Below are 12,234 nucleotides of genomic sequence, written 5' to 3'. Positions count from 1 at the left end.
TCAGCGCTCCACCGGCGGCAGCACCCGGGAGCACGTCGAGCGGGCGACGAACGCGATGCCGTCGTAGTCCTCGGCCGGTACCAGCGGCGCCACGTTGAACCGGTAGGCGAACCGGGGCACGTTGGCGCCGAAGCTGCGCTGGGCCTGCGCCGACCGCAGCCACCGCGCGTCCTCGGGTGGTGATCCGTCCGCGGTCAGGTCGATGTAGAAGTCACCGGGCACGGCGTGGGCGAACCGCGCCTCGACCGACCGGGTGCCGGTGCCGATCCGGTGCCGGAGCGGCGGGCCGTGGACGTCGGTGCCGCGGCGGGCGAGGAAGGAGCCCTTGCCGAAGAGGAGGGCCAGCGCGTAGTAGGCGTCGCCGTAGCGGGTGCGGAGTCTGCTGCCGAGCGCGGGCACTCCCGCGCCGTACGTGCTCTTCGCTATGTGCCCGTTGTGCGCCCAGACCATGACGCGCGCCTGCGGGTTGGTGTCGACCAGGCGCGCCACGGCGTCGGCCATGTAGCGGTCGCGTACGGCGAACACGCTGTCCTCCCCCGACGGCTGGTCGGGGGAGCGGGTCACCAGGTCGGCGGCGCGGACGAGGATGCGCGCGTGCTCCAGGACGTCGTCGACCGCCGCCGCCGGTGTCCGGGTGCCGTCCTCGCCGTCCGCCGCGAGCCGCTCGGTGAACGTCTGCCGGTGGCCGGCGATGAGGTCGGCGAGTGCCTCGGCGCGGTGCACGAGGGTGCCCCGCAGGTCGGGCCGGGAGGCGGGGCGGGCCTGCGCCAGCACCTCCAGGTCGCGTACCTCCGCCGCCCGCTCGGGCGCCGTCCGGCCCAGGAACGCGCTGACCGCCGCGACCGAATCGGCGCAGCGCTGCGGGTCCGTACCGACGAAACGCACCCGCCGCTCCTCGGGCAGGCCCTCGTTGTGGGCCCGCAGCCACTCGACCAGATCGAGCATCTCCGCGGTGCGCCAGGTCCAGAACCCCAGCCGGCTGATCAGGCGGCGGGGGTCCCCGGTGCCGTGGCGTACGTAGGCGTCCAGGGCGCGGGCGGCGGACGCGCTGGCTTCCATGGCGAGGACGGTGAAGCCCTCCTCACGCACCAGGAACTCCACCAGCCGGTGCTTGAGCCGGAAGAACTCGTGCGTGCCGTGGGTGGATTCGCCGAGGCCCACGATGCGTACGCCGCGCAGGGCGTCGCCCAGCGGTCCGAGATCCCGGTGGGGCGTGCCCGGTTCCAGCGCGTCGAGGGGCCTGGCGTGCTCGGTGAGCCAGCGCGCGATGTCGTCGGGCACCGTCGTGCTTCTCCTGTCTGCGGGCGATCGGGCGGAACCCCGGCGGGACCGTGGACCGTCAGGGAACGGGTGCCGGCTGCTGCTCCCGGCACGCCGCGAGGATGTCCTGGAGGTCGCGTACGGCGTCCGGATGACCATGCTCGGAATACACGCCGGCGGTATTGACGACAACTTCGTCCACGCCCGCCCGACCGTATTCGGCCAACTGTGCCGCGATGTCCTGGGGCGATCCGTACACAAAAGTGCCGGAGTCGACCAGGGCGCGGGCGCCCAGATTCGGCTGGCTGTGGTGCACCCGCAGGCCGGCGCGGCGCAGCATGTCGGTGTAGTGCGGCCCGGCGAGGTGGGCGTGCGCGGCGGTGTACGCGAGCCGGTACGGGATGCGGTGCGGACGGTCGACCGCGGCGTGCACCACGGTCACCATGCGGGGCCGGGCCCGGTCCGCCGCGGCCGCGCCCCGGGCCATGGCGGGCAGCAGGGTGTCCCGTACGTATCCGGGCGGCGTCATCCAGCTGATCGCCACGTCGGCCGCCCGCCCCGCCGCGTGCGCGAGCACCGGCCGCAGGACGCCGAGTCCCACCTCCACGCCCGGGTGTGGCATGCCCGGCAGGCCGACGGTGCCCGCACCGCCCGGTGTCTCCGCGTCGAGCAGGCGCCGTACCTCCGTGAGGTAGGAGAGGCAGGCGTCACGCGGACTGTCGTACGGCTTGCCGTGCAGGCCGGTGACGAAGTCGGGCGTCGCGGGGCCGAGGCCGAGGACCATCGGCTGCCCCGTGAGCCGGGCGAGCGAGCGGGCCTGGACCGCGGCGTCCACCGGGTGCCGCAGCGGCATCAGGACGACGCCGGTGCCGACCGGAACGCGGTAGCCCCGGCCGGCCAGGTAGGCGAACACCTGGTGGGTGTCCGCGCTCAGGGACTGGCCCTGCCACAGGCGGGCGGCCTGCCCGGAGCGCACCAATGAGGCGAAAGGGACCACGGCTTCGGGGTCGGTGGGCATGACGGGGAACAGGACGGAGACGCGCATACCTGGGCCTCTAACGGGACGCGGCTTCGGTCAGGTACCCCGATGCCTGGAGATGGAAGAGCCGGGCGTAGACGCCGTCGGCCCGGACGAGTTCCTCGTGCACACCGGTCTCGATCACCTTGCCGTTCTCCATGACGACGATCTGGTCCGCCATCCGGACCGTGGAGAAGCGGTGGGCGATGACGAGGGAGGTCGCGCCGCGGGCGATGTCGCGGAGCCGGGTGAAGATCTCCGCCTCGGCCTCCGCATCGATGGCGGCCGTCGGCTCGTCCAGGACGACGACGGGCGCCCGCCGCATGAAGGCCCGGCTGAGGGCGATCTTCTGCCACTGGCCGCCGGAGAGCTGGTGGCCGTCCTCGAAGTGGCGGCCGAGCATGGTGTCGTACGTGCGCGGCAGTGACGCCACGATCCCGGCGGCGCCGGCGGCCTCGGCGGCCTCGGCGACGCGCGCGGTGTCGTCGCGGGCCTCGATGCGGCCGAAGCCGATGTTGTCGCGCACCGGCAGCTCGTACCGGATGAAGTCCTGGAAGATGACGCCCATCTGGCGTTGCAGGTCGTCGAGGTCGTACTCCTCGATCGGCACGTCGTCCACGAGGATCTGGCCGCTGGTCGGCTCGTAGAGGCGGGTGAGCAGCTTGACGAGGGTGGTCTTGCCCGCGCCGTTCTGCCCCACCAGGGCGACGCACCGGCCCGCGGGGATGGTGAAGCTGACGCCGTCCAGGACGACCCGGTCGGTGCCGGGGTAGACGAAGCGCACGTCGCGGAACTCGATGCCCTTGGTGATCTTGGCCGGAAAGGGCCGGGTGCCTCCCTTGAGCTGCCGCTCGGGCAGCGCGAAGAAGTCGAAGAGGTTCCCGAGGAAGAGACTGTCCTTGTAGAGGGCCGCGATACCGAGCAGCAGACCGTGCGCGGACACCTGGACCGAGCCGACCGCCTGGAGGTACCCGGCGAGCTGCCCGACCTGGCCGAGGCTGGTCGTGGAGTGGACGGCCCACAGGACGGCGCCGGACGAGGCGGCGACGCTGAGGAAGCCGAGCGCGCCGCCGAGCAGCGACTGACGGCGCGCCAGCCGCCGGTCTACGTCGAAGAAGGTGCGCACGAGGCGGGTGTAGAGGTTCAGGAGGTGCGGGCCGAGCTGGAAGAGCCGGATCTCCTTGTACGAATGGTCGGTGGTCGCCAGGTGCTGGTAGTAGTACAGGCGGCGCCGGTCGGCGGCCCGGTCGTACTCGATCTCGTACGCCTGGTGGCTGAAGAACATGTACGAGATCACCGACGGGACCGGAGAGAGCAGGATGACCAGCGCGATCCAGGGGTTCCACGAGAACAGCACGGCGCTGACGGTCGCCAGGGTGAGCAGTTCCCTGACGGACTCCAGGAGCTGGGTGAAGACCTGGTAGACGCGGCCTCCGTTGCTCTCCTGGAAGGCGCGCTGCATCTTGTCGTAGATCTCGGCGTCCTCGTACTGCTGGAGGTCGAGCAGGGTGCCCTTGCGCATCACCCACTCGCCCACCCGCGCGGTGAGTTCGAGCCGCAGCAGCGTGTCGAGGTACTGCTGGCACGTCCCCAGCAGATGGTTGGCGAAGCCGGCCGCCATCAGGCCGCCGCCCGCGAGCAGCGCCGCCCGGCCGGCCCCCGGGTCACCGGCGACGGCGTCGGCCACGCCCTGCACGGTCGCGGCCACGAGCCCGATCTGTACGGCCGGGACGAGGGCGACCAGCACGGACACGGCCGTGAAGGCGGACACCCGCAGCGGGCTGAGCCGCCAGAACAGCCCGATGACACGCAGCCAGATCATCGTTCCTCCTCGACGGTGGCGGCCATCCGGCCACGGATCGCGTGCAGCACCTGGCCCCACAGCGCGTGGACGCGCGCCTCGCGGTCCAGGTCGATCGGCAGCAGCCGGTTAACCTGCATGTGCGCCAGGCTCGCGAGGATCTGGTCCGCCGAGCCGACCAGGGCGCCTTCGCGGTCCGCCGCGCGCACGGCCTCGGCCGCCCGCGCCACGGCGGGCGCCTGGGCCGCGAGGACACCGGCGAGCAGTTCCCGGTGGGCCCTGCCCTCCTCGTGGGGGGCGCGGTCCCAGGGACTGAGGAGTTCGCACAGGTAGGCCCGGTTGCCCCGGAACAGGCCCCGGGTCTCGCGTACGCGCGACTCGTCCTGGCCGCTCTGACCGGCGCGCCGGGACGGCTCGACGCCCCACTGCGCGTACAGGGTGTCCAGCGCGGCCATGGCCAGGAACTCCGGCTCCATGCCGAGGCGCAGCGACAGGAGTTCGGCGGTGGCCTCGCTGTTGGCCTGGAACAGCCGCTCGACCGCGTCGAAGGTCTCCGGGCCGCCGTAGCGGGCGATCTCCGGCGCGTAGCCGGCGATCTCGATGTCCCGGGCGAGCCCCTGGCCCACCAGGTCCCGGCCCCACGCCGTGACGCGGGTGAGCACCTGGTCCGCGTCCGTGCCGCGTACGCGCAGCCGCAGGTGGGGGAACGGGTCGGCGTAGCGGAGGTAGAACCAGCGGTCCAGCACGTCCTGGCCGCGCAGTTCGGCGACGAGGTCGCGCAGGGGGCCGGTGACGATCTCGTCCTGCCGCTCGGGGGCCGCGTAGACCTTGAGGAAGGTCCATGCGCCGCCCGGCACATGGCGCTCCACGGGAACCTCCCGCCGCTGCCGCGGCACGGGGCGGCGGGTGGTCCGTACGGCGTCGCGGGTCACGACCGGTACGACGATCTCGGTGGCGTAGCGCTCGCCGTCGCCGTCCTGGAGCCACATGCCGTCGAAGTCCGGCAGCATCTCGTGGAGGACGAGCGCGCGCTGCTTGCGCAGTTCCTGTTCGAGTTCGGCGCGGTACAGGGGGTGGTCGAGGTCGAGCAGCAGCCGCTGGTCGGCGTCGACGAGGTAGACGTGGCGCGGCACGCGCCAGCGTGTGCGCCAGCCGTCGAGGTCGTCGGCCGAGCCCGCCGTGAGCCGCCACTGCGCCGGCCGCAGAACCATCCGGCCACGCACCACCCGCGGCAGGAACGGCGCCACCTCCGCCGGGCCCCAGTGGAACCCGGTCGGCAGCACGCAGCCGTCGTGCGACACCTCGATCAGGAAGCGCGCCACGTTCGGCGCCAGGCTGGGGCTGAGCATGTGGTGCTGGGCGACGACGATCTCCCGGTCCAGCCGCCGCGACCACAGGTGGAACCGGTCGTCGCTGACGCCGACGAGGATGTCGTCCAGCGCGATGACCTGGTCAGGGGCGACCGACGGAGTCGTGTTGACGGCGATCTCGTACGGCCGGATGGCGGGGCGCAGCGTGACGTTGGCGGCGCGTCCGTAGGGCGGCAGGAACGCCAGCTCCGCGTAGGCGACATCGGGGAAGAGGGCTTCCTCGCGCCGGGCGTAGGCGCGCAGCCGGTCCACGGCCGCCTCGCCGAGCACGTCGCTGAAGCGCCCGTAGGTGCGCCCGCCGTAGGTGAGGCTGTCCGAGCGCAGCACGCCGCGCCACTCCCCGCGGTCGACGGCCTCCCGGTCGGCGGCGTGGACCTGGAGGTACGCCTCCATGACCGGGGGCGGGTCCGGTACGGGCCCGGCCGGGGCGAGCCGGTCCAGCCAGGCATCGGTCAGCTCGACCTCGGTGGCACGGTCCCACCACGCCTGCTGGGCGAACTCGACGAGCAGGCCGTCCAGGTGGGAGGTGTCGTCGGGAGGGGTGGGCGGCAGGGCGATGCTGCGGGGCGGGTTGGTGTACGTGGGCGGGGCGTCCAGTCCGGTGTCGGGGCTGAGCAGGCTGAGGACCGGCACGCGTGTCCCGGCGCCGTAGCGCTCGCTGAACTCCTCGCGGTAGCGGGTGAGGTGGCTGTGTGTGTTGTGGGCCGCGCTGAGCCGGATCAGTACACCCACCGCGTCGGCGGCCGCTTCCCCGATCGAGGCGTTCAGGACGGGGTCGCGCAGCTCCACGGCAGTGTCGGCCTGGTAGGTCCGCCCCTTGAAGTCCTGGACCAGCTCGCGCTGAGCGGCTTCGAGGCGGCGCAGCGACTCGGTGGTGTGCGTACGGTCGGCCAGGTCGGCGACCTCGCGCAGCCGCTCGGCAGTGTGCGCGGCGGCCGGGACACCCGTGAGCTTCTTCAGGACGTGCAGCTCGGGCCGCTCCGCGGTCTGCGGGGGCCGCAGGTCCCCGGTAAGGAAGCCGAGGTCCCACATCTGCTGTACGAGGCTGTCCACGCGTTCGGCCGGCACCTCGGGGAAGGCGGCCGACAGTTCGGCGGTGAGCCGCTCGTACGGAACGGGCACGGCCGCGCTCCGTACGACCAGGTCCACGGCGGGCGTGGCCCGGATGCGCACGGCGCGCTCGTCGTGCCGGCCGTACTTGTCGGCCTGCGGCAGGACGAAGCGGTCGCCCGCGCGGTGCGCCATGGGGTTGAGGACCAGGTGCAGCTGCCGGAGAACAGCCGGGTCGTCCTCCAGGCGCTCGATCAGGGCGAGCAGCCAGCCCATGTCGGCGCGCACCCGGACGCGGTGCTCCCCGGGCCCGCCGAGCCGGGCCGAGGTCTTGTCACCGAACTCGCCCATGGCCACACCCGAGAACGCGCCGAACGGCGTGGGCCTGGTCGCCATCCGCGTCACATAGCGCAGCAGCCCGGAGTGCAGGCGCCGGGTGCGTTTCTCGCCGAGGCTGTCCAGACGGTCGAGGCCGGCGGACAGGTCCTCGCTCGCGATCAGCAGGGCGCGTTCGACATCGGGACGCCGGGCGAGCGCGAGCAGCGCCTCCGGGGTGCGGGCGGGGTCCTCGGTGACATCGAGGCAGGTGCGGGCCGGCAGGACCGGGGACCGCAGGAGGAAGAAGCCGGCAGGCTCGTACAGGGGCATCGGCATCACCGGGCGAGGAAGGCGCGGAACCAGTGCGGCCGCTGGTCACCGACGGCGGCGAGCAGGGTGAGGGCGACGCCGGCGGCGCCGGTGAGCAGCCCCGGGTCGTCGACGGGACGGCCGGGCTCCTCCACGTCGGCGAAGCCGAGCGGCCGGTCCGGGGCGTACGCGTCGAGCAACTGCCCGACCAGCCGCGGCAGCCGGTCGCGGGCGGCCGGGCTCCAGGGCGCGAAGTCCAGGGTGAGCATGACCAGTCCGGCGAGGCCGTGGCACAGCGTGGGCGACAGCGGCCGGATGTGCTCGGCACGGGCCAGCACTCCGTCGAAGGCCCGGACGGCGGCGGTGCGTAGCTCGTCGTCGTCGATGGCCGAGGCGACGGTCAGGAGCGCGCCGGCCACGCCCGCGGCGCCGTAGCACCAGGCGATCCGGTCGTGCCCGCACCCGGCCGTCCCCTCCCGGCCGTGTTCGTCGACGGGCGTACCGTCGCTCCAGGTGGGGCCGTATGCGTCGAAGCCCGCCTGGTCACGGACCCAGCGGGTGAGCGTGTCCAGGGCCTCCAGGTGGCCGGGACGGCGGTGCCCCGCCTCCCAGGCGGCGGCGAGCGCCGCGGCCACGCCCGGCACGCCGTGCGACAGGCCCAGGTTCAGATAGCCGTGCGGATACTTCGCGTGGTAGTCGCCGACCGGCGGGTAGTACGCGGGGGTGATGAGCCAGCGGCGCGGAGTGCCGTCGGTCTCCGCGGGCCCCGCGAGCCAGATCAGGTAGTCGGCGAGCGCGGCGGCGGCCTCGGCGACCCGCTCGCCGGGGGCGGCGACGGAGCTGAGGTGGACGAGGGTTCCGGACGCCCCGGTGACGAGGTCGTAGTCCAGGTCGCTGACGGCCCGTTCGGTGCGGTGCGGGGGAGCGGCGAGGACCTGGTCGGCGAGGCGCTCGTGCATCCGGTCCAGGCTGGGGCCGAAACGGGGTTCGTCGCGGGTGACGTCCGCGAGCGCGAAGGCCAGGCCGCTGGTGCCGGCGAACAGGGCATGGAACTCCAGGGGTTCGACCTGGGTGGACAGCACCGCCTCGCGGATGTGGCCGCAGGCGGTGTCGAGAGCGCCCAGCCCGGCCCGCGCGGCGTACAGGTGGAGCAGCGCCAGGCCGGCCTGGCCCTGGGCGAGGCCCGGCGGGTACCAGCCGCCCCAAGTACCGCTCTGCTCGGCGGCGCGCACCACGAGGTCGTCGACCTGCGCGGTGGTCGTGGTCGCGGCCACGACGTGCCGGACGGCGGCATGCGCGCGCCGCACGAGTCCGGCGTCTGCCGTGCGAACCCAGGTGCCGCTATCGTGAGGAGCGAGTTGCATGGTCGGTTCCTGTCTGTTCGGCGTGCTGCGCGCACTCCGCGAGGACGGGGTGCTGCCGTGACTGCACCACGGCAGCACCCGTCATGCGTTCAGCCTGCGATTACTTGGGGGCCACGCAGAAGATCGTGCACATCGAGGTGCAGGCGCAGGTCTTGGTGACCTTGCAGCCGACCTTGGTGCAGACCGTGCGGGTGGCGATCGAGGAGATGGACGGCGTGGGCGCCTGCTCCCCGGTGGGGCCGGCGGGGGTGGAGATCTGCGCGTCCAGGTCGAATGCGTCCGACATCTTCATTCCTTTCACATGCCTTTCCCCGGCGGGAATGCGCCGGGTGCGCCGGTTCTTTCCCGGTGCGAAAGAAATTCTGTCGGGCCGCCCCGGCCGCCTCCATTGGCCGCGGCGACAGTATTCGGCGGTATCAGGAATGCGATGCGGCCAGCATCCCCGGACACCTGCCGGTACAGCTGTGTACGGCGAAGGCGTACGACGCCAGGCAGGCGGCCAGCCGCGAATCGAGTTCGAGCTTGGCCATGACCGCGGCGACATGGGCGCGTACGGTCCTTTCGGTGACGTAGAGCCGTCGCGCCATCGACTCGTTGGACAGTCCCTCGGCGAGCAGGAGAAAGGTCTCCCGTTCGCGCGGGGTGAGCCGTCCGACCTTTCCCAGAGACGGTTTCCAGTGCGGTTCGCCCGCCGCGCGCGCGGGGCCGGGCATGGGTGTGCCGAAGTCGCTCACGGTGCTGCAACGCTCCTGTCTGCCGGACGGGGCATGCGAAAGGTGCTGGTGGTCGGGCGGCGCGGAAGAGAGCGGACGCGGGAGGGCCGCGGGACGGCTGCGCGTCGGCGGGCGACGGCGCGAAGGGCGCGGGCGGACGGCCGGGCGGTCGCGTGCGCCGGGGCCGTCCGGACCGGCTTACGCGGCGGTGTGCGCCGGCCGGTCGCCGGTGCGGCGAAGACAGCTTGCGCTTCCCCAGCAGCGCGAGTTGCCCTTCACCGTGTTTCGCCCTGTTTCCGCCCCGCCATAATCCTCGTTTCCCGACGCGCCGGTCCCGCCGGAAAGGCGTTCCGTTCCGGGAATCGCGGGCCGCTGCGGAAAATCGTCGCCAATGGTCAAGGAACGATCAAGTCTCCACCGGGCCCCAACACGGTGTGTCGCCGCGCCCGACAGATCGTCGCGCAGCGTCCGGCAGGGGCTGTCACCAGCGGGTACGGGGGGTGGAACCGGTACCTCCGGTGAGGTCGATCGGTGTGGCTTTCCTGGTTTCTTGCTCACGCTCCGCAGAGGCTTCCGTGGCACCATCGGCGGTCGGCGCGCATTCCGCGGAATTCCCCTTTCCGATTAGTCATGTACAGGACGACATTCATCACGTCAGCCGTTGCGGCGGCCGTGTGGTCAGCGGCCCGCGCTGGGTACGCACGTTCCGCGCCGTGACCCGCGGCATCCGCTCGATGGAGGAGATCACGGCGGACCGCGAAATTCCGGAGGCGTCCGCCAGGTTGACCACCCGCTGCAACTGCGCGCAGATGTCGTCGATATGCACCGGGCTGAAGGAGTGCAGCACCACCGCGCCGCGCCCCCGGCCGAAGTCGATGACCCCCTCGCTGCGCAGCATGCGCAGGGCCCGCAGGATCGTGTTCTTGTTGGCCCCGTATTTCCTGGCCAGCTGCTCCGCCGGGGGAAGCTGATCGCCTTGGGCGTAGTGGCCCGAGGCGATGTCCATTCTGAGTTTCGCCCTGATCCGGGCGTAGAGCGGTAAGGCCGTCTCGCCGTTCGGCGGGCGGACGGCGGCCGGGTCGGGAGCCAGTGACATGTCCGGTGATCTCCGTTCTGGGTGCGGGTCGCCGCCCGGCCGGTGCCGGTCCCCGGGTCGGGTATAGACCTGTGTCGATCCCTCGAAGAGACGGGCTTTCACCTCAGTCGAGGCCGGGGTAGGCCGTACCGTAGCCCGGGGCTTGACGCTCTTCAACCAGTTCCGACAAAGTTGCCCAGCGCCATTTCACCTCAGTGGAAACGGCGGCCCAGGCCGAAGGGTGGACCCCATGCCCGAGGACGCGGAGCGCAGTCTCTCCGCGAAGCTGAACCGGCTCTTCGCGAGCGTGCGGCCGGACCCCGCCCACGAGTACAGCAACGAGAGCGTGGCCGCGGCGATCCGCGGCACCGGGGTGTCGATCTCGCAGAGCTACATCTGGCAGCTGCGCAAGGGCAAGAAGACCAACCCGACGCTGCGCCACCTCCAGGCGCTGGCCCGCTTCTTCGGCGTGCCGACGGCGTACTTCGTCGACGACACCGCCGGCGCGGCCCTCGACGAGCGGCTGACGGCCCTGGCGGCCGAACAGGCCCGGATCGGCGAGGCGCTCCAGGGGAGCGAGGCGCGCCTGCTGGTCCTCCGGGCGGGACAGCTGTCGCAGGCCCGCCGCAAGCAGGTGATGGATCTGCTCGACGTGGTGTACCGGCTGGAGCAGGCGGAGCGCGGGGGCCGGCAGGACGGCTGACCGAATGGCCGCCAGATTCCGGTAAATGCGCCTATTCGAGCGGTAGTTCGTCGTTCGCGCGTCACAACTGGCGGCACATGTACGTAAGTTGGTGCGCCAATGAACCCTCACCGTAACCGTTGCCGCACGCGCGGTATGTGCCGCGGCGATGTCGCCGGGCGCGTCGAGGTACACATGTTCGGTGAGGTCAACGGCCTTGTGAGGGTACTGAGTTGAGTGGCGGAAGAGCGTTGACGGGGGCTGGTCGGGTCCCTACTGTTCTGTAACTCAACCGAGCACAGCTCGATCAATTCACGCAAGAACCTCGCCTGTAACGAAAGAAATCAGAGACGAGCCCATTTCTCCGCCACGCTGAGGAACCGGGCCGGGCCCTCAGGGCGACCACAAGCATGGGTCCCGGGTGTCCGGGGACGAGGTGAGCGCAATATCGGGGGAGGGGACGGATGAGTCTCTTCGAGGACGGCAGACCCTTTTTGCGGGCGCTGCCGGCGCAGGACCGGCGGGCGCTGCTCGCGCTCGGCCGGGCCCGTGGATACGCGCCGGGCGAGGTCGTCCTCAGGGAGAACGACACCACCACCTTCGTCGTGGCGATCGTCAGCGGCTGGGCGAGCGTCTCCCTGGAGACCGAGCGGGGCGTGCGGCTGATCCTCGCGCTGCGCGGCAGCGGCGAGGTCGTCGGCGACCAGGCCGCCGTCGACCACCGCCCGCGCAGCGCCACCGTCACCGCGCTCGGCCCGCTGGACGGGGTGGTCGTGCCCGGCGACCGGTTCCGCGGCTACCTCGCCACCCGGCCCGTCGCGACCGTACTGATCATGCGCCAGTTCAGCTCCCGGCTGCGCAGCTCGGACGGCGAACGGCGGTCGCTGGCCTCGGAGAAGGTGCTGCAGCGGCTCGCCGCGCGCCTGGTGGAACTGGCCGAGCGCACCGGGCACCCCGGGGAGGGCGGTGTCGACGTCGATCTGCCGCTGCCCCAGCACGACCTCGCGGCGGCCGTCGGCTCCACCCGCGAAGCGGTGGCCAAGGCGCTGCGGCTGCTGCGCGAGCAGGGCGTCGTACGGACCGGGCCGCGGCGGCTGGCCGTGCTCGACCTCGCGCTGCTGCGGCTGCTCGCCGAGGGACGCGCGGTCCGCGGCCGGGCGGCGGGCGGGCCCGCTCCCCTGCGTCCCGAGGAATCTCCGCCGGCTGTGTAAACGGCTACAGCCACCCTCTCCCGCCCCGGCCATGCTGCTGCACGTCGGCACCCATCAGGAGGT

Annotated in this window: 10 protein-coding genes; 2 read left to right on the top strand and 8 right to left on the bottom strand. The window is 72.2% G+C overall.

What is annotated here, in order from left to right; genetic code table 11:
* From CP984_RS09025 to CP984_RS08990, 8 genes are all read right to left on the bottom strand, one after another.
* The gene (locus tag CP984_RS09025) at positions 1-1,281 is read right to left on the bottom strand and encodes an erythromycin esterase family protein (protein ID WP_003980838.1); all 1,281 of its coding nucleotides are present in this window, start codon (positions 1,279-1,281) and stop codon (positions 1-3) included.
* 58 nt (positions 1,282-1,339) lie between these two features.
* A complete protein-coding gene (locus CP984_RS09020; protein WP_003980837.1) occupies positions 1,340-2,305 on the bottom strand; it encodes an LLM class flavin-dependent oxidoreductase in 966 nt (321 codons plus the stop codon).
* 10 nt (positions 2,306-2,315) lie between these two features.
* Positions 2,316-4,100 carry an ABC transporter ATP-binding protein gene (locus CP984_RS41975; protein WP_003980836.1) on the bottom strand — a complete coding sequence of 595 codons (1,785 nt, stop codon included), beginning with the start codon at positions 4,098-4,100 and terminating at the stop codon, positions 2,316-2,318.
* The gene (locus tag CP984_RS09010; RefSeq protein ID WP_003980835.1) at positions 4,097-7,147 is read right to left on the bottom strand and encodes a lantibiotic dehydratase; all 3,051 of its coding nucleotides are present in this window, start codon (positions 7,145-7,147) and stop codon (positions 4,097-4,099) included. Before CP984_RS09010 ends, CP984_RS41975 begins: the two co-directional genes overlap by 4 nt.
* Positions 7,148-7,152: 5 nt before the next feature.
* On the bottom strand, positions 7,153-8,433 hold the full coding sequence (locus CP984_RS09005; protein ID WP_003980834.1) for a lanthionine synthetase C family protein: 1,281 nt from the start codon (positions 8,431-8,433) through the stop codon (positions 7,153-7,155).
* Between the two features lie 157 nt (positions 8,434-8,590).
* Positions 8,591-8,776, bottom strand: a complete 186-nt coding sequence (locus tag CP984_RS09000) for an FDLD family class I lanthipeptide (RefSeq protein ID WP_030181863.1) — start codon at positions 8,774-8,776, stop codon at positions 8,591-8,593.
* Between the two features lie 130 nt (positions 8,777-8,906).
* Positions 8,907-9,224, bottom strand: coding sequence for a response regulator transcription factor (locus CP984_RS08995; RefSeq protein WP_003980832.1), 318 nt, complete (start codon positions 9,222-9,224; stop codon positions 8,907-8,909).
* Positions 9,225-9,852: 628 nt separating this feature from the next.
* Positions 9,853-10,299: a GntR family transcriptional regulator gene (locus CP984_RS08990; protein ID WP_003980831.1), complete on the bottom strand. Its 447-nt coding sequence runs from the start codon at positions 10,297-10,299 to the stop codon at positions 9,853-9,855.
* Positions 10,300-10,528: 229 nt separating this feature from the next.
* Between CP984_RS08990 and CP984_RS08985 the strand changes: the two genes are divergently transcribed.
* Together CP984_RS08985 and CP984_RS08980 are read left to right on the top strand one after the other, a co-directional pair.
* Complete coding sequence (locus CP984_RS08985) at positions 10,529-10,981, top strand: helix-turn-helix domain-containing protein (RefSeq protein ID WP_003980830.1); 453 nt, start codon at positions 10,529-10,531, stop codon at positions 10,979-10,981.
* A 443-nt stretch (positions 10,982-11,424) separates the two neighbouring features.
* On the top strand, positions 11,425-12,171 hold the full coding sequence (locus tag CP984_RS08980) for a Crp/Fnr family transcriptional regulator (protein ID WP_003980829.1): 747 nt from the start codon (positions 11,425-11,427) through the stop codon (positions 12,169-12,171).
* Positions 12,172-12,234 lie beyond the last annotated feature (63 nt).

This window comes from Streptomyces rimosus (assembly GCF_008704655.1).
GTDB lineage: Bacteria > Actinomycetota > Actinomycetes > Streptomycetales > Streptomycetaceae > Streptomyces > Streptomyces rimosus.
This window is presented reverse-complemented; position numbering and strand designations above follow the sequence as displayed.

Excerpts from the sequence above, each read along its gene's own strand:
- CP984_RS09020 (WP_003980837.1), bottom strand. The coding sequence starts at position 2,305 with ATGCGCGTCTCCGTCCTGTTCCCCGTCATGCCCACCGACCCCGAAGCC.
- CP984_RS41975 (WP_003980836.1), bottom strand. The coding sequence starts at position 4,100 with ATGATCTGGCTGCGTGTCATCGGGCTGTTCTGGCGGCTCAGCCCGCTG.
- CP984_RS09010 (WP_003980835.1), bottom strand. The coding sequence starts at position 7,147 with ATGCCCCTGTACGAGCCTGCCGGCTTCTTCCTCCTGCGGTCCCCGGTC.
- CP984_RS09000 (WP_030181863.1), bottom strand. The coding sequence starts at position 8,776 with ATGTCGGACGCATTCGACCTGGACGCGCAGATCTCCACCCCCGCCGGC.
- CP984_RS08990 (WP_003980831.1), bottom strand. The coding sequence starts at position 10,299 with ATGTCACTGGCTCCCGACCCGGCCGCCGTCCGCCCGCCGAACGGCGAG.
- CP984_RS08985 (WP_003980830.1), top strand. The coding sequence starts at position 10,529 with ATGCCCGAGGACGCGGAGCGCAGTCTCTCCGCGAAGCTGAACCGGCTC.
- CP984_RS08980 (WP_003980829.1), top strand. The coding sequence starts at position 11,425 with ATGAGTCTCTTCGAGGACGGCAGACCCTTTTTGCGGGCGCTGCCGGCG.